A 26,991-nucleotide genomic window follows, 5' to 3' on the forward strand; every position below is an offset into this window, starting at 1 on the left:
AATAATTTTAGAAATTGAGGTGATTATAATAAATTATGAATTAATCGTAAAATACAATGGAGATATATTAAGATTAGAGCAAGAATTAGGTGTTTCAGTAGAAATACTTAATTCTTCATATGCAATAATAACATCAAGTAATGAAGAAGATATAAATAGATTACTGACTTATCCAGAAATAGAGTTTATAGAAAAACCTTTTATATTACAAACCCAAGACATCCAAAGTTTTTCAAGCACAGGGATAACAGGTTTTAAAAATAGAACAGGATTAACTGGAAAAGGGACTATAATTGGTATAATTGATTCGGGTATAGATTATACTTTGCCTGTATTTAGAGATAGTGATGGAAGGTCTAAAATATTATACTATTGGGACCAGTCTATACAAGGAAATCCTCCAGCAGGTTTTAAAGAAGGAACATTATATACTAATGAAGATATAAATAATGCAATAGCTGGTAATACATATATACCTATTTCAACGACTAGTCTACATGGTACACATGTTGCAGGTATTTGTTCAACTATTGCAAGTGATGCTAGGATAATAGTAGTAAGAGTTGGAAATATACAGACAGATGTTTTTTCAAGAAGTACAGAGTTTATGAGGGCGATTAAATTTATTTTAGATAGGGCATTAGAATTAAGAATGCCTGTTACATTAAATATAAGTTATGGAAGTAATGAAGGTTCGCATAGAGGAACTTCTTTATTTGAGCAGTATATAGATGATATGTGTTTATTTTGGAAAAATAATATAGTGGTAGCGGCTGGTAATAATGCAGATAAGGGTGGTCATAAAAGGATTAGACTTCAAAATAATACTACAGAAGAAGTTGAGTTTGTAATTGGAGAAGGAGAACGTATATTAAATATAAACATATGGCCAGATTTTATTGATGATTTTAGTGTACATTTAGTAAGTCCATCAAATAGTCAGACACAATCAATTTCTCTAACTTCAGGTGAAATAAGAAATACTTTAGGAGAGACAAGAATTACTGGTTATTTTTATCCTATAGCACCATATTCTCTTACTAGAAGAGTTACTTTGCAGTTAAGTTCAAATACACAGATAAATCCTGGTTTATGGAGAATTGTATTTGAGCCTATAGATATTGTAACTGGTAATATAAATATATATCTACCAACTTCTGAGGGATTAAATAGAAACACGAGATTTTTGATTCCAACTCAAGAACTTACTGTTACAGTTCCTGGAACAGCAAGTAGAGTTATAACTGTAGGTAGTTTCAATTCAAGAACAGATATAGTATCCATATTTTCTGGCGAAGGAGATACACAATTAGGAGTGTTTAAACCAGACTTATTAGCTCCAGGCGAAGATATAATATCTTTTTTACCAGGAGGTACAAGTGGAGCATTAACTGGAACTAGCATGGCTACTCCTCATGTCACAGGAGTTTGTTCGTTGTTTATGGAGTGGGGAATTGTAAATGGAAATGATTTATTTTTATATTCACAAAAGTTAAGAGCATTACTTCTTAGGGGAGCAAGAAGACTAAGTAATCAGCAATATCCGAATAATTCATCAGGATTTGGATTTTTAAATTTATCAGACATAGATTTGTATACTTTATCTAGTATAAATCAAGATTTAGAAACAGAAAACATTGGATATAGAAGCATTAATAAGTCATTTAAAGATGAAGAAAATAATTATAAAATTATAGAAAGTTATAATGCTCAAAGAAATAATGACTTAAATTTGGAGGATTTTCTAAGTGAAAATATGGATAGACAATCAGGAACATTGGCAGGAATAAATGTAATTCATACTCCTGAATTTGAAGACGAGTTAGCATCATTGGGTATGAGTCAAGAATTTCTTAAGTTAAGTGACTCATTTGGTGTATTATCTATAAACACTACAGACTATAATAGTATACAACGAGTTTTGGAACTTCCATCAGTTATAAGGACAGAATCAACTATAAAGATGACACTGCTTGGAGAGATTAATCAAGGTACTTTTGGTGGTGTAGTTGCAACCGAAGAAATAGGTGTAAATTTTTTTAAAAATAATCCAAATATAACAATAACAGGAAGAGGTACTCTTATAGCAATTGCTGATACAGGAATAGACTATCTACATAAAGACTTTATATATGCAGATGGAACTTCAAAAATAGCTTTTTTATGGGACCAAACAAAGGATGGAACTCCACCTGAAGGTTTTTACATTGGTACAGAATATACACGAGAAGATATTAATAGAGCAATTGCAGAAAATGATGCTAGTCTATCTCAAGATGAAGTTGGGCAAGGTACTATGATAAGTGGTATATGTGCAGGTCTTGGTAATGTAAATAAGGAATATGCAGGAATAGCTGAGGATGCTGAATTAATAATAATAAAAACTGCTAAGATAGAAGGATTTTATAATAGTGCAATGTTATTTGCTGCGTCTCAGTATGCATATAAAAAATCTTTTGAACTTGGGAGACCATTAGTAATAAATATATCTTTGGGTAGCAATAGTTTAGTTGGATTGACCAATAGAAGTAATAGTGAAAAAGCATTTTTTACTAGAGGATTGTGTATAACAGCAGGAGCTGGAAATGAAGGGAACACTCAGACACACACATCTGGAAGAATACCAAATGTAGGAAGTGCTGTTGAAGTCGAGTTGGAATTAAATGAAGAAGAAGAAGAATTATCAGTTGAGCTTTGGTTGAATAAACCAGATAAAGCAGATGTAATAATAGTGTCTCCCACTGGTGAAGAAAGTAAAAGTGTTGGAATATCAAGTTATAATAGGGTAACAGGTTTATTTGATTTAGAAGGAACCGAGTATTCTATAACATATGTATATCCAACTACTTTTTCAGGTCAGCAGTTTACCAATGTTACCCTGAGAAATGCTAAAAGAGGAGTGTGGAAGATTAGATTAGTAGGGGTTTACATTGTAAATGGAATATATAACTTGTATCTTCCAAATAGAGCTCTTTTAAAAAGTGGAACTAGATTTAGAGAGGTTGACCCTTTTTATACTATAAATTATCCTGCTGTTCAGGACGATTTAATAACTATAGGAGCTTACAATACTATTAATAATAGTTTGTGGCAAAGTTCATCAAGAGGGCCAACTATTGAAGATAGATTAAAGCCAGACTTAGTAGCACCAGGAGTTAATATAATAGCTGCATATCCTGGAAATACATACGCAACTATAACTGGTACAGCAGCAGCTAGTGCACATGCTGCAGGAGCTGCTGCGATGTATTTTCAATATACTTTTGTTGATAGAAGATATCCAAATCAAGCATACGTCCAAAAAATAAAAACTTTTATGCAGGCTGGAGCTAGAAAAAATCAAACTACAGAGTATCCAAATACAAGTGTTGGATATGGAACTTTGGACGTTAGAGGTATGTTTGATGTGTTAAGATAGGAGGGATTTATGGAAAAATCTTATTGTATAATTTATCAGGGTGATATAGAAACTGCACTTCAACAAAATGGAATAAATAGATATATGGTTTTAAATAGTCAGCTTGCAGTAATATATGTACCTATGGACTTTGATGAAACTATTTTAAATAATATACTACAAGTTGCTTGGTGGGAAGAATCTGCTCCAATGAGTAGTTTAATTGAAATAACTAATAATATGAATAATGGAGAAACTATTACAACAGCTACTGAATCAGAGTATATTTATGAGAATCCATATAATGATATAACAGGAAGAGGAATTTTATTAGCAGTTATAGATTCTGGTATAGATTATTTACATCCTGATTTTGTGAACGCAGATGGAACAAGTAAGGTTTTACGATTATGGGATCAGGAAGAAAATACAAATCCACCACCAGAAGGATTTATTTTTGGGAGTGAATTTACAAGAAGTGAATTAAGTTTAGCTATAAGTAGAAATGATGGAAGTTTAAGTCAAGATAATATAGGTACTGGAACTTTGGCTTCTGGTATATTAGTAGGAAATGGAAGAGTAAATTCACAATATAGAGGTATAACTACAGAGTCAGATTTGATAGTGGTTAAATTAAAATCATATACAGATACCTATTATGCTGGAAGGATAAATTATAGTGTTTCAGATTTTTTAGCAGCTATAACATATGTTACTAATATAGCAAAAACAGAAAATAAGCCTATAATAATAAATCTTACTATCGGAGTTAAGTCAGGTGCTGTAGCAACTACTTCCATATTAGACACATTTAATATATTAAGTAGTGCTGGTGTTGTATTAGTAAGTGGCGCAGGTAATCAAGGTAATACAGATATTCATTATGCTGGAAGATTTAGTAGTTTAAATGAAGTCCAAGATGTAATAATACAAGATGGTGACGATTACGCACTTGATATAACACTCAATACAAATGGCCCAGATAAGATAGGGGCACAAATAATATCTCCTTCAGGTGAAGTTAGTCATGATATAAGATATTCCCCAGACTTTTATGTATATAGAGGAAAGTTTAATCTGGAAAATACTACTTATTCAATGAGATTCATCTATCCATATATCACTTCTGGAAATGAAAGTCTAGAGATAAGACTGAGAGATATAAAACCTGGTGTGTGGACGTTGAGGCTAACTCCAGAACTCCTAATAGGAGGAGAGTATGACATATATTTACCAAATAAAAACTTGATAGCACCAGATACAAGATTTTTAGACCCAGACTCAGTGGCTACAATAACTATGTATGCTGCTGGTGATGATGTAATTACAGTTGGTACATTTAATAATAAGACTGATAGTATGTGGATTGGTTCATCAAAAGGGCCAATTAGAGGAAGAGGAATTAAGCCAGATATAGTAGCCCCAGGAGTAGATATAATATCTACATATAAAAATGGAACATACAATACAGCAACAGGTACAGGCGTTAGTAGTTCTATAGTTTCTGGAGTCTTGGCCTTATTAATGGAATACTTGGAAAAACAAGATAATATCCCAAGGTTATCATTGTTTACACAAGTTTTAAAAACATATTTAATATTGGGAGCTACGAAGCTCGATATATATACATATCCAAATGTTTCACAGGGATATGGGATTTTAAATTTAAAAAATACAATTCAACAGATAGCAAATACTTTATAAATAAAAAATATGTAAATAATGGCATTTTATCTGTTATAAATTTTACTTATGAATTTAATTTGAAAAATTGCTAAAACTATTACAAAATAAATATATAGAGGTGATAGTTTTGGAAAGTAAAAAAGCAAGAGCATTAAAAGGTAAAGATAACAAAAGACTTAGAAGTCCACTTCTAGTTGGAAATGAATCAACAGCAGCTTGGGCAGATGTTGAAAAATTAAAACCTCATAGTAAAGTTTCAGTACCTTCACTTAAAGGCGTTGAAGAAGCGAAAGATTGGGTTGATAATGGAAGTAAACTGTAAAAACTTCTATACTTGATAACAAAAATAAATAATTTATTGTATTTAAGTAAAGTAGTATTAGTTTAAAAAGCTTAAAGTTAAACTTAGGCTAATAAACAGCATACTACTTTACTTTTTTTATAGATGTCAGAAGGCAAAATGTAATTTATAAACATTTGAAAGGGAAATATAAATTTTTGAATATAAATGTTTATATTATAGATTATATAAGACTAGTAAATATCAATTGTATAAACTTATTGACTAAAAATTTATAAATTGGTATAATTTTGTTAATTAGCGGAAATAATAGAAGATAAATACTGTGAAGAGAAGAGTAGATATAAAATGTAGTTTTAGCGAGTTGAGGATGGTGAAAGCTCAATACAAGTTTTATATTGAAGAACATCTTGGAGTTTCTAATCGAAAGCTTATTTAGCAAGTAGACTTAGACGGAAGGCACCGTTATAGGCTTTAAGCATTGCTTAACTAAGAGGTCATTTATGACAACTAGGGTGGTACCGCGAAAGTAATAGTCTTTCGTCCCTTTATACAGGGATGAAGGGCTTTTTTTATGGAATTATATTTAGAAAAAATTACTAAAAATTAAACTAGGAGGCTTTAAAATGCAAAAGGAATTTATAACAGTAAAAGAATTGTACAGAGATAAAGAACAGTACATAGGAAAAACTGTCAAAGTAGCTGGGTGGATAAGAACATCTAGAGTATCTAAAAACTTTGGATTTATAGAATTAAATGATGGAAGTTTCTTTAAAAATATGCAAATAGTATTTGATGAAAAAGTTGAAAATTTTAAAGAGATAGGTAAATTGGCAATAAGCTCATCTATACTTGTAGAAGGTGAGTTGGTATCTACAGAAGGAGCTAAACAACCAGTAGAAATACATGCAAAAAATATAGTTGTAGAAGGTGAATCAGATAGTTCATACCCACTACAAAAGAAAAGACATACACTTGAGTATTTAAGAACAATAGCACATTTAAGACCAAGAAGTAATACTTTTTCAGCTGTATTTAGAGTAAGATCAATAGCTGCATATGCAATACACAAATTCTTTCAAGAAAGAAACTTTGTATATGCCCATTCTCCAATCATAACAGGTAGTGACTGTGAAGGTGCAGGAGAAATGTTTAGAATAACAACTATGGATTTAAATGATATTCCAAAAACAGAAGATGGAAAAATAGACTATACACAAGATTTCTTTGGGAAAGAAGCTAATTTGACAGTTAGTGGGCAATTAAATGCTGAAATAATGGCACTTTCTTTTAGAAATGTTTATACTTTTGGGCCTACATTTAGAGCTGAAAACTCTTATACAGGAAGACATGCTTCAGAATTTTGGATGATAGAGCCAGAAATAGTTTTTGCAGACCTTGAAGATAATATGGAACTTGCAGAAGATATGATAAAATATGTTATAAACTATGTTTTAGAAAACGCTCCAGAAGAAATGGAATTCTTTAATAGTTTTATAGATAAAGGATTGCTAGAAAGACTAAATAAAATAGTAAACTCTGAATTTGTTAGAATAACATACACTAAAGCAGTAGAGTTATTACTTGAATCAGGACATGAGTTTGAGTATCCAGTAGAATGGGGATGTGATCTTCAAACTGAACATGAAAGATATATAACAGAACAAATATACAATTCTCCAGTATTTGTTACGGATTATCCAAAAGATATAAAAGCGTTCTATATGAGAATGAATGAAGATGGTAAAACTGTTAGAGCAATGGATTTATTAGTTCCTGGTGTTGGAGAGATAGTTGGAGGTTCTCAAAGAGAAGAAAGAGAAGACGTACTATTAGATAGAATTCATGAAATGGGATTAAATGAAGAAGATTACTGGTGGTATTTAGAACTTAGAAAATTTGGTACTGCTACTCACTCTGGATTTGGTCTTGGATTTGAAAGAATAATTATGTATATGACAGGTATGTCTAACATAAGAGACGTTATACCTTTCCCAAGAACTCCTAAAAATGCTGAATTCTAATAATTATAACCTATAATATAATTATATAATTTTTCGATATAATAAATAGCTTGTGTGCTATCTGATTTAGATACATACAAGTTATTTTTATTGTGTTTACAAATATATGTAGTTTGCTTATTCATATTTTATTATACAATGTAATTATAAGTTACTTATACTAGGAGGATAAATAATTGGACTTGGCGATTATACAATAGAAGGTTGTGAAATGATTGGTGAACAAACTGCTAAACTTTATTTTAATCCTATTGGGTATCCTTATGGTGGAAACAAAGTTCTTCAAGAGGCACTAAAAGCTTTTGGAGTGACAATAGTGAGTGTGATTGGATAACGTTTATTATGATATACTATAACTAGTAGAGTAATTTTTTGGAAGTTTAAATATAAATTATATTTAAGCATTATCTTTATGTAAATAGTATAAAAATATATAAGGTGATTTAAATCTAAAAAATTATTGAATAGTATATTTATTACACAAAAAGTTTTATCATTATCATGAGGGGGAAGTAATAATGTTTAAGAAAGGGTTGTTTATAGTTTTAAGTTTGGCACTTATATGTACAGGTTGCAGTTCAAAAAATGGTTCTAAAGGTAAGCAAGCAGACAGAGATAATTCTCTTATACTATTAAAAAATGATGAGAATAATTCAGACGATATGACAGATGTATACATAAAGACAGAAGGTAAGGATGAAGAAAAAATAGCATCAGATGTACCTACATATACTAAAAAAGATTATATAAATGGGGAACAATCAATATTAATTCAAGATAAAGAAAATAATTTATATAAGTATAACCTAAAAAAAGAAAAGGAAAAAATAGCATCAGATTTATCTTCTGATGAAATTAATTCATATGAATTTATGCCTTCTTCAAACACTATAGCATATATATCATCAGAAAAATATTTGTATGTAAAATACGAGGGAAAAGATAAAGAAAAAATAGCTAATGATGTTGTATTGTATAGGATGTCTACAGATGGAAAATTCATATATTATATGAATACAGATGAAGAGTTATATCTATATAAAGAAGATGGAAATAAAGAAAAAATATCTACTGATATACAGAGCTTTGATATTGTAAATAATAAAGGGGATGTAATATTTATAAATAATGATGACAATTTATATTTAAAAAGCACAGATAAAAATGATAAGGTCAAAATTAGTTCAGATGTATCAAATTTATGGGGGGTAAAATCTAATGATGAAGAAATTATGTATATAAGTGAGTATAATTATAAGGATTTGAAAGGTGAGTTATATTTGTACAAAAATAATGTTAGTGAAAAAATAGCATCAGATATTAGGTCTTATAAATATAGAGATAATAAATTTTATTTTATAAATAGTGATGATGAATTGTATGAGAAAGAAATAGGTAAAGAGGAGTCTAATAAAATAAAATCAGACATTAATTATGTAAGTTTTATTAAAGATGGAATTGTATTTACAAATTCTGATGGAGATATATATATTAAGAAAAATAATAAAGAAGACGAAAAAATAGGCAATGATATGAAAGAAAATTCTAATGTATTTATTATTAATGATGAGGAATTACTTTATATTAAATCAAGTGGGGAGTTATTTTTAGATAAAGACAAGATAGCAAGTGATGTTATTGGCTATTCATTTAATTCAGAGAATATAGCATATTCTACTAAAAATAAGGAAATACATTTTTATAATTTAAAAACTAAGAAAGACAATATAGAAATAAACAATGTAGGTAAATATTCAGAAGTTTATTTAGGGAATAAGTTGATTTACTCTAAAAATTTGGAGCCAAAAGATTTAAATGGTTTTTGGAAAGCTGATGAATATAATATATTTGAATTTGAAGAGCCAAATAAGATAAAACTTTATAGTAAAAGTGAAGAAGAAAGTAATTATACAGTTAAATATGAAGAAGAAAGTTCAGATAGTAACAGCATAGTATTAAAAGGAAAAGATACTTTATCAAAGGAAAAATTTACTATAACTAAATTTAATAGTAATGAAATTTCATTGCAAGCTAATAACGTGAGTGGCACACTTAATAAGATTTCCAAAGAAGAAGCTGAAAAATTTATTAAGAGTATAAATAACAAGGAAAATAGTGAAAATACTGATAAAAAGAGCAATAAAAGTGATTCAGGTTCAAGTTCTAATACGAAAAATAAGGAAGTAAGTTATGATGATGATTATATTATATATGATAGTGATTCTAGAGTATTAACTAAAGATGAACTTGGGCTTTATAGTAAAGAGGAGTTAGCCTATATAAGAAATGAAATATTTGCAAGATATGGATATGTATTTAAAGAAGAACCATATAAGAGTTATTTTAGTAATAAGTCATGGTATCAGCCAGATTATAGTATAGGAGCGGATACAGATATTTTAAATTCTGTAGAGAAACAAAATGTATCATTGATTAAGGAAATGGAAAACTAAGTAATAAGAAATTTTAAAATACATGTCTAAATGTAGTATAAGATAGTCTATAAACATTAAAATTGAAATGTGAATTAATTTTAAACATAAATTAATCATATATAAAATTATTAAATCTATAAGTTAGACTTAAGCATAACTTATAGATTTAATAATTCATGTATGAATCTAAAAATCTAATTTATAGATTTGCATAATATTATCTAAATGTTTTGAACAAAATAAATTTCTTATTAAGAAAATATAAATATAAGGATTGATACTTTCATTTCTATACTTTTAATAAAATGCAACACAATTACGACCTTGTTCCTTTGCAATATATAAAGCTTTATCACAATAACTTATAAATTCATTTAAAGTTATTAATTCTTCGACTTTCTTTGTATGAACTCCGATGCTAACAGTCACACATTTTGAAGGAACATCATCACGTTCAAAATTACAATACTCTATAATCTTACATAAACATTCGGATTTAAGTTTAGCATTCTCCTCATCACAATTGAAAATACATATAAAAAATTCTTCACCACCATAACGGATAGCATGTTCATTTTCAGAATTTGTAAAATCTAAAATTACTTTAGCAATATTTTGTAAACAGTAGTCACCTTTTTGATGTCCGTAAGTGTCATTAAATTGTTTAAAATAATCTATATCTATCATCATCCCTGTTATAGGCTCTTGATTTGAATGGGTACTTAATTTTTTTTGAAGAACATCTTCTAGATATCTACGATTATTCATTTTAGTTAGGTCATCAGTCATAACCTTAAGATTTAATAAATTATTCATATGAGAGATTTCTTCGTATTGTTGATGGATTAGCATTTTATCATAATAAGTAAATACACGACTTCTATATAACATTGTAGAAACAAAAATAGCAAGTGATGTTATAAAAAATGTGTTTACAATATTACTGAACTCATTACCTGATACAGTTTGAATTCCTGGTAAGAGTAGATTAAGAAATAAAAAACATCCTCCAAAAACTACTATTGATTGACCTAATTTTAATACTGAAAAAGCAGCAGCTGTTAACATTATATAACTGAATACACTCAAATCATTTCCACCTAACTGGTCAAGCAAAGTAATTACACAACCCCATAAGCAGAAAAAAGTTACATAAATCACCCATAAGTTTATATAACAAGTGCAATGTTCCTTTTTTTTATTCCAAAGATAAGAAAAAACAAACATAAAAATTAAAGAGATACAAAGTAGTATTATATACATACAAAAATACCATTGACGTCTTGGGGTGGCAAAAGGGCCACCATCTCTAGCTGATATTGATATCATCATAATTAGTTGAGATATTATTATTATGATACAAATAATTTTGCCTGTATGATAAAGATAATTGCAAAGTTCTCGTTCAACATTTTCTTTGTGTTTTTTATCTAGAGGGAATCCAAAGAATTTTTTGAATTTTTCTAAGTTCATATAAGCCTCCATTAAAAATAAAACATAAAAATAAGTATTCCTTTTCTTTTCTTAGATACTCGGAATACTTTGTTTACAATTTAATTATAGCAAAATATGATATATGTAACAATCTAAATTTATAATAGGTGATATTTATTAGTTAATATTAAATAAAGTTTTGTATTAGTATCTTATTATAATTAAGATGAGTAAGTTATTTATTTTTGAATATTAGACAATTATAATGAAATACTAATATAAGACAAACAAAATAGATAAATATATCCAATTAAGGTATAATTAAGTTTTATATGATATAGTTATAATTGATAATTGATAATGGTAAAATTTGGAGGGAAAAAATGGATGAAAAAAAAATAGATAACATGAATTATTCATATAGCAACTATTCTAAAAAAACAGGTAAGCCAACTAGAAAAATAAAAAATAATAACCTTACACTCGAAACTAAAGAAGATAAAATTTGCTCTAGTTGCAACAAAGAAAATAATCCTAAAGATAATTACTGTAAATTTTGTGGAAATGAACTTTATGAAATAGTATCATTAAAGTCAAGCGAAACAAAACTTGACTTAAAATCTAAAATAAAAGAACACTCATATCACGCAAATACAAGAGGGATATTTTTAACGACCTTTTCAACTATATTTATATTGCTTGTTATTTCATTAATATTTAAGGCTATAATTACTGTTCAATTTAATGATATCAGTTACATGATAAATCCAGCACATATAATTTTAGCTCTTAATCTAGGACAAATTAGCGTATCTATGTCTACTATGATGGGCTCTGGATTTATAAGTGCAAATATAGGCTTGTTAATATTACTTATAATTCCTGTTTTAGGATTAATTATATCAAATTTAATTTTTATGAGAAAAAGATGTAAGGATTCAAAAACTACACTAGCCAATTCTCTTGGAGTTGGAATTTTATATGGATTAATTTTAGCTATTTTATGTACTTTTACTAATGTTAAAACTAGCTCACATAGTATGCTAGAATATGGATATGCTTTAGAGTATAGTTACGAATTTTTTAGTGCACTACTAAATGGATTTGTATTAGGATTTATATGTACATATATAACTAATTATAGAAAAAGCTATGAAAAAGAAAATATATATATGTCCCTTTTTTCAAATGCTATTAAAATATTCATATTAGGATATGTTTTAGTGTTAGCAATACTTTTTGTATTAACTATATCTGATAGTAGTTATTTAAATGAATTGAATATGAGTGGATATTCAAGTGGCATTGATTTATTTGCTATATTGCCACAAATTGCGAGCTATATGTGGGCTTTTGCAAATGGAATTTCAGTAACAATAATAAATTCAACATTGTCAATGTTTAGCTTAGGTTCATCATCTTTATTTGGAGATACTAAATTAATGTTTTATGCAATGGGGGCTTTGTCTGCATTAATAATTTTATTAAATGGATATAAGTTAAGATTTAAATATGAAACACATAGTATTAAACCTGTAATAATATTTAGTATATATTATGCATTTTTAATGGGTATGTTAGCTTTGTTTAGCACATTTATACTTGATAGTAATATTAATTTCTTTAATACAACTAGTTATGGAACAACTCTAGTTATGCAATTTAAAGTGTTCTCGACTATTATAATTTCATTTATATACAGTTTTGTGATATCTTTAATAGGATATAAACTAAACTCAGCTGATTAAATATGATTGGAGGAAACTTCTGTGGAAGAAAATAATAAAAAGACAGTGGATGATAAATTTTCTAAGGTTAAAAAAAGATTTGGCAATGGAAAATTTAAGATTGAATTATATAAAGAAAAATCAAAGATAAATAGAGAAATTGATGATATTCAAGAAAAGAAGAGTAAGCTCTTTTTAGAAATGGGAATGTTGACTTATCAAAAAATTAGAGAAAATTCTATTGATGATGAGTGTTTTGATAAATTCTGTGATGAGTTATTAGAACTTGATAAGATAATTTATGAAAAAAATATGGAAATCAATGATATGGAAATTGCAGAAAGCAATGTAACTTGTGAATGTGGCTATGTTGGAAATATAAATGACAAATATTGCGCTGAATGTGGTAGAAAATTTGAATTAGATAATGATTGTGATGATTTTATAGTTTGTGGCTATTGTGAAAGTGAGATAGATTCAGAATCTGAGTTTTGTCCATGTTGTGGTAGAAAAATTATTATGGATTTAGAATAATATTGGGAAACCTATGTATTGTATACATGGGTTTTTTTATTGAAATCATTTGTATCTATATAGGAATGAAAATAAAAACCAAAAAAATGAAATAAATTTTCTTAAAACTATAAAATACAAGGAAATACTTGGAATAAATCTATAAAAAAATAGAATTGATAAAAAAATATGAAAAAATATTGCAAAGAAAAAGTTTTCATGTTATTATTAATACATAAATTAAGAAAATAAATTTCAGAAACGAGGTAATCAAAAAAATGCTAGATAAGGTAAAGGGAAGACTAATAGTATCATGCCAAGCTTTAGAAAATGAACCTCTTCATAGTTCTTTTATAATGAGTAGAATGGCTAGAGCTGCTCAGGAAGGTGGAGCAGTTGGAATTAGAGCTCAAGGAGTTGATGATATTATTGAAATAAAAAAAGTTACTGGACTTCCTGTCATAGGTATTATAAAGAGAAATTACGAAGATTCAGATATATATATAACACCAACTAAAAAAGAAGTAGATGAGCTTTTAACAACAGGATGTGAAATGATAGCACTGGATGCTACTAATAGAGTTAGACCAAACAACGAAGATTTGAAAGAAATTATAAATTATATAAAAGAAAATAATGTTTTAGTAATGGCTGACATTTCAAATTATGATGAAGCTGTTAAGGCACAAGAATACGGTGTAGATTGCGTTTCAACTACATTATCTGGGTATACTCCATATACAGAAACTTTAGATGGTCCAGATTTTGTACTGATGGAAAGACTGGTTAAAGATTTAAAAATACCTGTAATAGCAGAAGGAAAAGTAAATACTCCACAAGATTTAAAAAAAGTATTTGAACTTGGAGTTCATTCATCAGTTGTAGGTTCGGCAATAACAAGACCACAATTGATAACAGAAAAATTTGTTAAAGCAATCGAAATTAATTAAAAATTAATTTATAAATTAAAAATTTATTATATTTAACTATATTTGAAAATTAAAATTGGAGGTAAAGATATGAGAACAACAGATATGAAAGGAATTTATTCAGCATTATTAGTTTCATTTGATAAGGAAGGAAATATAAACGAAAAAGGGTTAAGACAAATAATTAGACATAATATAGATGTTTGTAAAATAGATGGTCTTTATGTAGGTGGAAGTACAGGAGAAAACTTCATGCTTTCAACTGATGAAAAGAAAAAAATATTTGAAATAGCTAAAGATGAAGTGAAAGAAGAAATAAAGTTAATAGCTCAAGTTGGTTCAGTTAATTTAAAAGAAGCTGTAGAACTTGCTAAATTTACAACTGATTTAGGATATGATGCTATAAGTGCTGTTACACCTTTTTACTATAAATTCGATTTTGAAGAAATAAAACATTATTACAATACAATAATAAATTCTGTAGATAATAGATTAATAATATACTCTATACCATTTTTAACTGGTGTTGATATGAGTTTAGATCAATTTGGAGAATTATTTGAAAATGAAAAAATAATAGGTGTTAAGTTTACAGCAGCAGATTTCTACTTATTAGAAAGAATGAGAAAAACATTCCCAAATAAATTAATATTTGCAGGTTTCGATGAAATGATGTTACCAGCTACAGTTTTAGGTGTAGATGGAGCAATTGGTTCTACATTCAATGTAAACGGTGTCAGAGCTAGACAAATATTTGAACTAACTAAGAATGAAAAAATATCAGAAGCACTTGAAGTACAACATGTGACAAATGATTTAATAACAGATATATTAGGAAATGGTCTATATCAAACAATTAAATTACTACTTGAAGAACAAGGTGTTGAAGCTGGATATTGCAGACAACCTATGAAAGAAGCAACTGATGAAATGAAATCAAGAGCGAAAGAAATATACAGAAAGTATTTTTAATAAAAATACTTTTAGTATGGGAGGATTAGTCAAATGGTAGGATTTACTTGGATAGATTTTGCAATACTAGTAGTTTACTTATTGGCAGTTTTATTTGCAGGATTGTTATTTTCAAAGAAGGAAATGAAAGGAAAAGAGTTCTTCAAAGGTGATGGAACTATTCCATGGTGGGTTACATCAGTGTCAATATTTGCCACATTATTAAGCCCAATATCATTTTTATCACTAGCAGGTAATTCTTATGGTGGAACATGGATTTTATGGTTTGCACAATTAGGTATGTTTATAGCTATACCTTTAACAATAAAATTCTTCTTGCCACTATATAGTAGGTTAGAAATAGACACTGCATATGAGTACTTAGAAATGAGATATGAAAGTAAAGGTCTTAGAGTGCTTGGAGCTTTAATGTTTATAATATACCAAATAGGACGTATGTCTATAATAATGTATCTACCATCAGTAGTTTTAGCAGGTCTTACAGGAATACCTGTAAATGTGTTAATAATAGTTATGGGTGTAATAGCAATAATTTATTCATATACAGGTGGATTAAAAGCTGTTTTATGGACTGACTTTATACAAGGTATGGTACTAATAGTAGGTGTTACAGGTACGCTATTCTATCTAATATCAAGTATAAATGGTGGATTTGGAACAGTGATGGATACTCTTACAAGTGGTCATAAATTCTTAGCAACAAATGAAGTTATGTTTGATAAAAATATACTATCTACAAGTGCATTTATAATATTTGTTGGAGCTGGTCTTAATACTTTTTCATCATATGTATCAAGTCAAGATATAGTTCAAAGATTTACTACAACAACTGATATAAAACAACTTAACAAAATGACATATGGAAATGGTGTTTTATCAATGGGACTTGCAACAGTATTTTATCTAATTGGAACTTGTTTATTTATATACTATACTCAAAACCCAGATTTAGCTCAAACAGTTCAACAAGACCAAGTATTTGCATCATATATAGCTTATGAATTACCAGTAGGTATAACAGGAATACTACTTGCAGCAATATATGCAGCATCTCAATCAACTTTATCAACAGGACTTAATTCAGTTGCTACAAGTTGGACTTTAGATATACAAACTATTATAACAAAAGATATGAGTATGGAAAGACAAACTAAGGTAGCACAATATATATCATTGGGAGTAGGTATACTTTCTATAGTTGTTGCAATAATCTTAGCAAATGGAGAGATAAAGTCAGCATATGAATGGTTCAATAGTTTTATGGGTCTAGTTTTAGGAGTTTTAGCAGGAATATTTGTACTTGGTGCGTTTTGTAAAAGAGCAACTAAAATGGGAGCATATGTTGGATTTGCAGTATCAGCAATTTTAGTTGTTTATCTAAAATACAGAGTACCAGAAGTAACTTCTTGGGCTTATTCTCTAATAACAATAACTACTTCTGTAGTAGTAGGAACAGTATTTAGTGCAATAGAATCTAAAGTTAAAGCAAAAGTATATTTACCAAAAGCTGAAACTACAGTTTATTATGAAAAATAATATAGAATTTAAATAAGAAATTATCTTATAGAGTGACTAGATTAGAGTGATTAGATATATAAATAATCTAGTTACTCTATAAGAATGTATAAAGAACTTTATATGTAAAAAATTTGAAAGTAGAATGTATTTAAAATTATATAGGGAGATAGTGCTTATGATATTTGGAAGTATAAATCATAGTAAGACATATTCAACATTACATGAAGATTTGCTTAAGTGTTTTGAATATGCTAAAGAAAATTCATTGATAGATTACGAAAAAGGGACTCATACAATAGATGGTGATGACATCTTTGTAAATATCGTTGAGTATAAAACTTGTGAAAAAGAAGAAAGATTCTGGGAAGCTCATAAGAAATATATAGATGTACACTTGATGCTAGATGGATGTGAAAGAATAGATTTGAATTTTATAGAAAATCTAGAGCAAAAGACATATGAGGAAGATGGTGACTTTCTACCTCTTGATGGACAAAATAATGGATATGTTGAACTTAGAAAAGGTGATTTCCTAGTATGTTATCCAGAAGATGCACATATGACAGCAATAAAAGTTTCAGAAAAAGAAAATATCAAAAAAGCTATTTTTAAGGTTTTGGTTAGATAATGAAAATTTATATAACCGCTAAGGCTGAAAATAGTGATTTAACTTTCAGCGATTAGTGAGATTTCGTAAATTTTAGTTAGATTACTATTTTCAGCCTTAGTTTTTTATAGGAAAGTTTAAATAGACATTAAAAAGTTTAGAATTGTATAGAGGAGTTAATTTATGGATAATATAGATGTATTTTTATTAATAGGACAAAGTAATGCTAGAGGTTTGGGAAATCCAAAAGACAGTGTTATTCCAAATGAGAATTGTTTTGAATACTTAAGTACTGACGAGATTATAAACATGAGATGTGAATTAGAGACTTCTGAAGGGGATGGGACTATAGCACCTGCATTTTCAAATGAGTGGAATAGACTTACTGGTAATAAAGTTTGTTTTATACACAATGCAAAGGATGGGTCAAGAATAAAAAATTGGAATCATGATAATAACTGGTTTTTAGATGATACTATAGAAAAGTTTAATGCAGGGTGTAATACTTTAAGCAAGGATTATAAAATATCAAATAAATATGCTATTTGGATTCAAGGTGAAAGTGATGCAAAATATGGTAGTGGTGTTTTATACTATAAAGAGAGTCTAAAAAAAATTGCATATAGACTTAAGGAAGAATGTATGATTGATAAAATGTTTGTTAGTTTAACTGGTTATTGGCTTGGAGAAGATGAATATTTTGTTAGAACAAGACGAATTGCAGCAGCGCAAGAATTTGCTTGTAATGAGTGTGACATATTAAGTATAGGAAGTAAAATTGCTATGAAATTTCATGATCAAGGTCTAACTATTGATGATGTACATTATAGTCAAGAAGGTCTTAATATGTTAGGAGAAGATTTATGTAAGAATATTTATAAATATCATATAACTGAGGAAAAAATTATATTAAAGGATACCATAGATTTATCAGAAGCGAGAAAATATATCTATGAGTTAGAAAAAATAAATAAAAAATTCATGTAATATAAAGTTTTAATTAGTAATATTGGTTATAAAAATAATTTGTATGGAGATATGTTATGAAAAATTACGTTTGTATAGATATTGGAGGTACTTCAATAAAATATGGATTTATTAGAGAAGATGGGTTAATAATCGATAAATCAAGTTTAGATACTGAAGCAAAAGAAAAAGGTGGACCAGGAATATTATCTAAAATAAAGAAAATAGTTAAAAAATATATGAAAGAAAATAATATTGATGGGATATGTATATCAACTGCAGGTATGGTTGACCCAATTGAAGGTAAGATAGTATTTGCGTTAGAAGAATTAATTCCAAACTATAAAGGTATGGAATTAAAGAAAGAGATAGAAAAAGAATTTAATATAAAATGTGAAGTTGAAAATGATGTTAATTGTGCTGGTCTTGGTGAAATGTGGCTTGGAGCAGGTAAGGAAGCAACTTCTTCTATCTGTATGACAATAGGTACTGGTATTGGTGGTTGTGTTATAATAAATAATAAGCTTATAAATGGATTTAGTAATAGTGCTGGTGAAGTAGGATATATGAATATGAATGGAAGTACTTTTCAAGAGTTGGCATCAACTAGTAGCTTGGTAAAAAAATTAGCAAAAATAAAAAATATGGATGAAAATGACCTAAATGGGAAAATAATTTTTGATTTAGCAAAGAATAATGACGAAGATTGTTTAAAAGAATTGGATAATATGATAAAATCATTAGCAATTGGTATTGCAAATATATGTTATGTAATAAATCCAGAAGTTGTAATTTTAGGTGGCGGAATAATGGCACAAGAAGAATTTCTAAAACCTAAAATAGATAGAGCGTTAAAGGAGATTCTTATAGAAAGAGTTTATAAAAATACTAATGTAGAATTTGCAAAGAGACAAAATGATGCAGGTATGCTTGGGGCATTATATAATTTTTTAAACAAAATATAGAGAATAGAAGGTTTTTTAATGAGTATTTTAGAACAATTAGAATCACCAACTTTTAAAGTCACAAAGTCAGATAAATTACTGATAGCTTATATAAAAGAAAATATAGAGGATGTATTTTATAAACCAATATCACAAATTGCTAAAGAGAGTAATATTGGTGAAGCAACTATAACTAGATTTGTTAAAAAAATGAAGTTTAATGGGTTGCAAGACTTTAAAGTTACTTTAGCACAAGAAATATCAAGTAGTAATAAAAAAAATATTATAAATAAGAATATACAAAATGATGAGCCAGCTTTAGATACAGCCAAGAAACTTTTAAACTCAAATATAACTACTTTAGAGAATACTGTTGAGATAATCAATAGTGTAGATGTTCATGATTGTGCAAGACTTATAATAAATGCTAAAAAAGTTTACTTTATAGGTATTGGATATTCAGGAATAATAGCACAAGATTCAAACTATAAGTTTATGAGAATTGGACTTAATTGTGTAAGTTTTGATAGTAGTCATACTATGATAATGATGTCTTCTATAATGGAAGAAGGAGATTTAATAGTTGCAATTTCTCATTCTGGCGAAACTGAAGAAATTATAAAAACTGTAAAACTTGCGAGAGCTAATAATGCTAAAATTATATCTATTACTGAAAATAAAAATTCTGAATTGAAGGATATTTCAGATGTGCACTTATCTTATGTATCAGGGGAAACTGTATTGGAAACAGGTTCAATATCTTCTAAATTAGCACAATTTTTTATTATTGATTTAGTATATACACAGGTAGTAAAAGAGCTTTCAAATGAAGCTATTGAAAGAAAAATCAAGACTACAAATGCTATAAAACTGTTTAAAAATGAATAAAATCAGATATTTGTAATACTTTATGTGGTTTTCTTAAAAATTTAGTAATGGGGAGATTTTACATGTCTAAATTAAAAGACTATGATATTAACAAAGTAATGCTTTTTAATAATTTATGTAGTGAAACTAAGAATCAACTTAAAGAAAAAGCTAAACTAAAAAGATTACAAAGAAAAGAAATTTTATTTTATGAAAAAGAACAATTAGACAGGGTATATGTACTTTTAGATGGGAAAGTATCTATTTTTAAGATAAGCGAAAATGGCGAGAGAAAGGTGATTTTTATATTAAATAATGGAGAAATTATAAATGACATTACCTTTGATTTTACTAAGAATTCTGCTGTTGGATGTGAGGCATTTGAAAATTCAATTGTGTTTTATTATAGTATTGAAGAATTTACAGAAATTATGAAAAATGATTTTCAGCTTACAAAAGATATTATTTCTTATATGGAGAGAAGGACAAGACGTTTATATAGACAGTTAAAAAATTCAATATCTATAAAAGTAGACAAGAAATTAGCAGCAAAATTATATAGATTAAGTAAAGAATTTGGAGTTTGTTGTGGAGAATGGACATTATTAAATGTAAATCTTACAGTTACATACTTAGCAGATATGCTTGGTTGTAAAAGAGAGACAGTTTCTAGAATGATAAAAGTATTGCAAAAAGAAGAACTTATAAAGATTGATAATAAAGGTTTTTATGTAAAAGAGAGCGAGCTATCAAAATACTTTAAAAATAATTAATTATAATTAAATAAAGGTATTATTAAGAGAATCTATGTATAGATTCTTTTTTATTTATCTAAAATGGTAATATTTACCTTAAGTTTATTGAAACAGCTGAGTTCTGATAGTATAATTAATTTAATATGAACAGTAAATATACAGATGTTGACACAGCTTCTATGCGCAGAAAGGGATGTATCAAAATGAAAAATAAAAAATTCATAGGTTATGCTTTAGGTTTGATTTTTATATGTGTATTTGTGATGTTTTCTCTTTGGGATTTTACCTATAATGTTAATTCACTAGTAGAAAAAAGCAAAAAGATGCATTTAGAAGAGTTATCATTGCAAAGTTCAAATACTATAAATGTTAAGCTTAATTCACTAACAAAGTTTATAAATAGTATTTCTAAAGTTATTTCAGAGTCAGAGGGTATGAAGAAAGAAGATATAATGAAATTATTAAATGATGTATCAAAGGAATCTGATTTTGAAAAAATCTACATTGCATATCCAGATGGTACAGCCTATACAGGTGATGGAAAGGTCTATAATATATCGCAACATAGCTATTTTAAGAAGGCAATGAAAGGGGAAAGCAATATTTCAGAAATCATAAAATCATCTGTTAACAATGAAAATAGTTTTATAGTAGCGTCTCCTATGTACAAAAATGGTGAAGTGATTGGAGTTCTGTATGGTTCTTATTATACAAGTAAATTAAGTGAATTTATAGATGTGACTAGTTTTAATGGAGAAGGGAGTACATATATATTTGAAAAGTCAGGAAATCTTGTCTTAAAATCTACTCCAGGAAAAACTGATGATGCCATAGATAATGTTAGTGGTTTTTTTGATTTTATTTATATTGGAGAAAATTACAGTTATAAAAACTTTATTGAAGATATATCAAATGAGAAAAGTGGATTTTTAGAATATAAATTTGAAGGAAAAGAGGAATATGCCACGTATACTCCAGTTGGTATAAATGATTGGTATGTATTGTCTTTTATTCCAAAGACTTTAATAGTGAAAGAGATTTCTAAGATAAATAAACTTGCAATTATATTAACAACTAAAAACTTCATAGCACTTTCAGTTTTGATTTTAATTGTATTTTATAAAGAGAAAAAATCCAAAGGAAAGCTTGTAAAAGCAAATTTAGAGATATCTTCACTAACTAACAATATACCAGGTGGTGTTTTTAAATGTAGTGTAGGTGAAAAATATGAATTTGTGTTTTTAAGTGATGGATTTATTGACCTGTTTGAATATACTAAAGAAGAGATAAAATCTATGTTTAATAATAATTTTTATGATGTAATTTATAAAGATGATGTAGATAGAGTGAAAAGGGAATTTGCACTTCAAATATTAGAATCAAAAGTAGTTGAAATAGAGTATCGAATGATTACTAAGAGTGGTAATTTTGTGTGGGTTGTAAATAAGTGTGAGCTAATAAAAGATTCTGATGGAAAAGAGTATTTCTACTGTGTGTTGGTTGATGTAACAGATTTAAAAAGAGCAGAAGAAGAACTTAAGATTAATGAAGAAAGGCTTAGAATAGCCTTATCCAAGACATCTAACATAGTATTTGACTATTATGTGCATACAAAATCTATACATATCTCTAGTGATATCTCTTTAATATATGGAGTACAAAAAAATATTGAAAATGGTATAGAATATTTTATAGATTCTGGGATAATACATCCTGACTTTGTTGATGTGTTTAAAGAATCTTTTAACAAAATAGAAAAAGGTGAAGAAAGTGTAGTATCTGTAATAAAAACAAAACTAGTCAATGGGAAATATATATGGAATAGAATGACTCTAACTAATCTATTTAATGGAGCAGAAATTCCAATTAGAGCGATAGGTCTATTAGAAGATATAAATGAGCAAAAAAAAGCTGAAATGCAATATAATCAAGAAGAACAATATAGAAAAGCTATGTTGTCTGAAGCAATTGCTATATATGAAATTAATTTTTCTCAAGATAAATTTATATCAAGCAATATAAAGCCTAATAATAATTTAGGTTTAAGAACTACTGGAAAATATTCTGAAGTAATGGAGGATATTGTTGACGATATAGTTTTTATTTCAGATAGGGAAAACTTTAAAAAAGTATTTTATTATGAAAATATCTTAGATTCATATAATAAGGGAGTAAATGAGTTAAAGTTAGAGTATCGAAGATATGACAATGATGGTAAGATTTTGTGGGAACTTTGTACAATGCATTTACTTAAAGACCCACAAAGTAATAAACTTAAAGGATTTGCGTACATTAAAGATATAGATAAACAGAAAAAAGAAGAGATTGAGCTTAAATTTAAAGCTGAACGTGATATATTAACAGGAATTTATAATAAAGGTACAACTGAAACTCTAATAAAGAGGTTTTTAAGTTTAGACAAGGCTAAAGAAAGTAGTCATGCATTTTTTATTATTGATTTAGATGATTTCAAAGCCATTAATGATAATTTAGGACATGTCTTTGGTGATAAAGTTTTAGTTGAAGTCTCAAAAAAATTGACTTCTATTTTTAGAGAAGATGATATAATTGGACGTATTGGTGGAGATGAATTTGTAGTTTTCATAAAAAATATGAAGAATATGAAATTTATTGAAAACAAAGCGATTGATTTATGTAATGCATTTAGAAATTATTATACTGGAGTAAATAAGTCATATAAAGTTTCTTGTAGTATTGGAATATCTATTATGCCAAATCATGGAACAACTTTTATTGAATTATATGAAAAAGCAGATAAAGCTCTTTATTATTCAAAAAAACAAGGAAAAGATAGATTTATTATATTTAATGACTCTATTTAAAGTTTAAATGCAAATGGAGGGTTTAAATATTTAAATAGAAAGAATATTAAGTTAAATAAGAATACTTTAACTATCTTGATATGATTTAGTTATAAATGGAGGAATACTATGAATAGAAAATATAGATTTACTATTACTATGGTTATTTTTTTACTTATATTAAATACATCATTTGTTTTAGCCGCTTCTGAGAAAGAAAAAGTGAGAGTTGGATATTGGCCTAGTTATGGAATTTCTATTACAAAAGATGGTCAGTTATATGGATATACATATGATTATATGAATGAAATAGCTAAAATAAATAATTGGAAATTAGAATATATACCTTGTGGATGGGGTCAAGGTCTAGAAATGCTTAAAGAGGGACAAATTGATATATTTGGAGCATTGCAAAAGGATGAAGAACGTGAAAAATACTATGATTATACGAATTTAAATTTTGGATATGAATATGGAGCATTGTATGTGAACTCCAAAAACAATACAATATCTTATAATAATCTAAAAGAGATTGATGGAAAAGTAGTAGGTACAGTTTCAGATAATCATTTTAAAAGTGTATTTGATGAATACTGTAAAAAAAATAAAATATCTGTAAAATATAAGTACATAGAAGGTGCAGAAGAACTTCAAAGAGAACTTGAAAAAGGAACCATTGATATGATACTTACAGGAAGCATTAGAGATATACCAAATACAAAGGTAGTATTACGTTTTTCATCAGAGCCTGTCTATTATGCAACAACTAAGGGAAACAAAAAAATACTAGATGGTTTGAATTATGCATTAAATGAGATTAAGCGAGAAGATATATATTATGATGGTAATTTATTTAATAAACATTATAAAGATACTGCAATAGCCACAGAAGTATTTACTTTGGAGGAAAAAGAATATATAAAGAAACATCCTATAATAAAAGTTGTATCAGGCCCTGATACATCACCACTATCTTTTTATGATAAAAATACAAATTCCTACAAAGGTATATCAATAGATATATTAAAATCAATTTCAAATAACTCAGGTTTAAAGTTTGAGTATATAAAGGTAGATAATTTTTCTGAAGGTTTAAAAATGGTTGAAAATGGTGAGGTAGATATCTGTGCAAATATGTTTATGTCACGGAGTACTGAGTTAGAGCATAATATTGTATTTACTGATGGATACCTTGAAACTACTATGTTAGGTTTGGCAAAAAATGATATTAGAATGAATGAAAAAACTAAGGTAGCAATGATTAAATGGACAGGTATAGAATCATTCGTAAAAGAATATTATCCAAATCAAGAAGTAAGTTTTTATCCAAATGCTAGTAAATGTATTGAAGCTGTCAAGAAAGAAGAATGTGATGTATTTATAGGAAGCAACTATATACTAAATAATATAATTAATACTGAAGAATTTGATGAGCTTATGTTTATGCCAATAAAAAATCAAGTCGTGGATATTGGAATAGGGGTTTCTGGAAAAGCAAATCCTGCATTGTTGTCAATACTCAACAAATCTATTAATAGAGTTACAGAAGAAGAGGTTGCAATTGCAATTACAGGTAGTACAAAGTACTTAGAACATAAGGTCACTCTATTAGATTTTATACAGCATAATATTATGGCATTTGTTTTAATAATATCATTTCTTATATTTATAGTTTTTGGAATATTTATTGTAAATTATAAGATACAAATGAATAAATTAAAAAAGATAGCATATGTTGATGAAGTAACAGGCATAAGGAGTTTACTAAAATTTAAAATTGATGCTAACAAGCTTTTTGAGAAATATGGAACAGATAACTTTGTTATATATTATATCAATATAGATAAATTTAAATATATAAATGATATGTTTGGTTTTGAATTTGGAGATAATATTTTAAAATACATAGCAAAAAAAATAGGTGAAAATGTTTTTAAGGATGAAATATATGCAAGGTTATCAGACGATAGATTTATTGTAATGACTAAAAAAAGTAATATAGAAAATTTAAGAAAAAGAGCAAATGATTTTTTTGAGATTGTCAATAATGATAAAAAAAATACATTTAAAATAGATATAATACTTAAATGTGGAGCATATTTAATTGATAAAGAAGATGTAAATATTGATGTAATGATTGATAGAGCTAAGATAGCTTGCCAAACAATAGAAACCAATTATAAAAGTAAAGTTGCTTTTTATGATGATAAAATAAGGATTTCTATACTTCATGAAAAAGAAATTGAAAATAATATGGATAATGTACTTTTAAATAAAGAATTTGTAGTTTATTTGCAACCTAAAATTAACCTTATAACAGAGGAGGTTGTAGGTGCAGAGGCTCTTGTTCGTTGGATTCATCCAATTAAAGGAACTATACCACCTAATGATTTTATTCCACTATTTGAGAAAAATGGATTTATAGAAAAACTTGATTTGTATGTTTGGGATAATATATTTAGTACAATGTCAAAATGGATAAAAAATGGAATAAAGCCACAACCAATTTCTATAAATGTATCAAGAATTCATTTAAATAATAGAAATATAGTAACTAGTTTAAAATCTTTAATAAATAAGCATAATATACCAGCACATCTAATAGAACTTGAGTTAACAGAAAGTTTATTTTTGTCAAATATAAGTATGTTTTTAGATATTTTAAATGATTTACATGATATTGGATTTATTGTATCTATGGACGATTTTGGAAGTGTATATTCTTCGCTCAGTCTTTTGAAAAAATTGCCAATTGATGTATTGAAGATTGATAGAGAATTCTTAAATGAGACAATTACATCTGTACGTGGAGAAAAGGTTATAAAGAATATAATTACATTAGGTAAGGATTTAGATATGCTAATTGTAGCTGAAGGAATAGAAACTGAAGGTCAATTAAATTTATTAAAAAATGCAGGTTGTGATATTGGACAAGGATTTTACTTTGCAAGACCTATGGATATAGAATCTTTTGAAAAGCTTGTATTTAAAAGAATAGATTTTTAATTTAAAGTTATAAATAATAAAAAAATATTACTAGAGCTGAATAAGCTATAGTAATATTTTTTTTATTATTTTTAAAACTGTGATAATT

The 26,991-nt window shown here is 27.5% G+C and carries 19 protein-coding genes and 1 other annotated feature; of the genes, 18 read left to right on the plus strand and 1 reads right to left on the minus strand.

From position 1 onward, the window contains the following. The first annotated feature begins 19 nt into the window (after positions 1–19). The 6 genes from cspBA to KGF36_RS02210 all read left to right on the plus strand — a co-directional run bounded on the left by cspBA (position 20) and on the right by KGF36_RS02210 (position 9,861). A complete protein-coding gene (gene cspBA / locus KGF36_RS02190; protein WP_227828864.1) occupies positions 20–3,418 on the plus strand; it encodes a bifunctional germination protease/germinant receptor pseudoprotease CspBA in 3,399 nt (1,132 codons plus the stop codon). Between the two features lie 9 nt (positions 3,419–3,427). Then, positions 3,428–5,101 carry a bile acid germinant receptor pseudoprotease CspC gene (gene cspC, locus KGF36_RS02195; RefSeq protein ID WP_227828863.1) on the plus strand — a complete coding sequence of 558 codons (1,674 nt, stop codon included), beginning with the start codon at positions 3,428–3,430 and terminating at the stop codon, positions 5,099–5,101. Positions 5,102–5,201: 100 nt separating this feature from the next. Further along, positions 5,202–5,405, plus strand: a complete 204-nt coding sequence (locus KGF36_RS02200) for a CDIF630_02480 family spore surface protein (protein ID WP_227828862.1) — start codon at positions 5,202–5,204, stop codon at positions 5,403–5,405. A 295-nt stretch (positions 5,406–5,700) separates the two neighbouring features. Continuing rightward, positions 5,701–5,935: a binding site (T-box leader), on the plus strand. 75 nt (positions 5,936–6,010) lie between these two features. After that, positions 6,011–7,408 (plus strand): asparagine--tRNA ligase, encoded by a 1,398-nt coding sequence (asnS, locus tag KGF36_RS02205; RefSeq protein ID WP_227437264.1) that lies wholly within the window; start codon positions 6,011–6,013, stop codon positions 7,406–7,408. A gap of 211 nt (positions 7,409–7,619) precedes the next feature. Beyond that, positions 7,620–7,742 (plus strand): hypothetical protein, encoded by a 123-nt coding sequence (locus KGF36_RS20120; protein WP_255287721.1) that lies wholly within the window; start codon positions 7,620–7,622, stop codon positions 7,740–7,742. Between the two features lie 184 nt (positions 7,743–7,926). Further along, positions 7,927–9,861, plus strand: a complete 1,935-nt coding sequence (locus KGF36_RS02210) for a YARHG domain-containing protein (RefSeq protein ID WP_227854521.1) — start codon at positions 7,927–7,929, stop codon at positions 9,859–9,861. Between the two features lie 279 nt (positions 9,862–10,140). Here the strand turns inward: KGF36_RS02210 and KGF36_RS02215 are convergent, their stop codons facing one another. Beyond that, a complete protein-coding gene (locus KGF36_RS02215; protein WP_227828860.1) occupies positions 10,141–11,316 on the minus strand; it encodes a GGDEF domain-containing protein in 1,176 nt (391 codons plus the stop codon). 344 nt (positions 11,317–11,660) lie between these two features. On the opposite strand from KGF36_RS02215, the gene KGF36_RS02220 reads away from it, so the two are divergent. The 12 genes from KGF36_RS02220 to KGF36_RS02275 all read left to right on the plus strand — a co-directional run bounded on the left by KGF36_RS02220 (position 11,661) and on the right by KGF36_RS02275 (position 26,903). After that, on the plus strand, positions 11,661–13,025 hold the full coding sequence (locus KGF36_RS02220) for a hypothetical protein (protein WP_227828859.1): 1,365 nt from the start codon (positions 11,661–11,663) through the stop codon (positions 13,023–13,025). Between the two features lie 21 nt (positions 13,026–13,046). Continuing rightward, on the plus strand, positions 13,047–13,538 hold the full coding sequence (locus KGF36_RS02225; protein WP_227828858.1) for a zinc ribbon domain-containing protein: 492 nt from the start codon (positions 13,047–13,049) through the stop codon (positions 13,536–13,538). Positions 13,539–13,795: 257 nt separating this feature from the next. After that, the gene (locus tag KGF36_RS02230) at positions 13,796–14,467 is read left to right on the plus strand and encodes an N-acetylmannosamine-6-phosphate 2-epimerase (protein ID WP_227854522.1); all 672 of its coding nucleotides are present in this window, start codon (positions 13,796–13,798) and stop codon (positions 14,465–14,467) included. Between the two features lie 69 nt (positions 14,468–14,536). Further along, positions 14,537–15,418, plus strand: coding sequence for an N-acetylneuraminate lyase (locus KGF36_RS02235; RefSeq protein WP_413840264.1), 882 nt, complete (start codon positions 14,537–14,539; stop codon positions 15,416–15,418). A gap of 33 nt (positions 15,419–15,451) precedes the next feature. Then, entirely contained in the window at positions 15,452–16,954 is a 1,503-nt protein-coding gene (locus KGF36_RS02240) for a sodium:solute symporter (protein ID WP_227828856.1), read from the plus strand. Between the two features lie 157 nt (positions 16,955–17,111). Then, positions 17,112–17,564, plus strand: a complete 453-nt coding sequence (locus tag KGF36_RS02245; RefSeq protein WP_227828855.1) for a YhcH/YjgK/YiaL family protein — start codon at positions 17,112–17,114, stop codon at positions 17,562–17,564. Between the two features lie 162 nt (positions 17,565–17,726). Then, positions 17,727–18,530: a sialate O-acetylesterase gene (locus KGF36_RS02250; RefSeq protein WP_227854523.1), complete on the plus strand. Its 804-nt coding sequence runs from the start codon at positions 17,727–17,729 to the stop codon at positions 18,528–18,530. Positions 18,531–18,586: 56 nt separating this feature from the next. Continuing rightward, complete coding sequence (locus tag KGF36_RS02255; protein WP_227828853.1) at positions 18,587–19,474, plus strand: ROK family protein; 888 nt, start codon at positions 18,587–18,589, stop codon at positions 19,472–19,474. An 18-nt stretch (positions 19,475–19,492) separates the two neighbouring features. Next, the gene (locus KGF36_RS02260) at positions 19,493–20,341 is read left to right on the plus strand and encodes a MurR/RpiR family transcriptional regulator (protein ID WP_227482491.1); all 849 of its coding nucleotides are present in this window, start codon (positions 19,493–19,495) and stop codon (positions 20,339–20,341) included. Positions 20,342–20,403: 62 nt separating this feature from the next. Next, positions 20,404–21,093: a Crp/Fnr family transcriptional regulator gene (locus tag KGF36_RS02265; RefSeq protein ID WP_227842322.1), complete on the plus strand. Its 690-nt coding sequence runs from the start codon at positions 20,404–20,406 to the stop codon at positions 21,091–21,093. Positions 21,094–21,278: 185 nt separating this feature from the next. Then, positions 21,279–23,918, plus strand: a complete 2,640-nt coding sequence (locus KGF36_RS02270) for a diguanylate cyclase (protein WP_227854524.1) — start codon at positions 21,279–21,281, stop codon at positions 23,916–23,918. 108 nt (positions 23,919–24,026) lie between these two features. Further along, a complete protein-coding gene (locus KGF36_RS02275; RefSeq protein WP_227854525.1) occupies positions 24,027–26,903 on the plus strand; it encodes an EAL domain-containing protein in 2,877 nt (958 codons plus the stop codon). Positions 26,904–26,991 lie beyond the last annotated feature (88 nt).

The organism is Clostridioides sp. ZZV14-6009, assembly GCF_020658095.1.
In the GTDB taxonomy this organism is placed as follows: domain Bacteria; phylum Bacillota; class Clostridia; order Peptostreptococcales; family Peptostreptococcaceae; genus Clostridioides.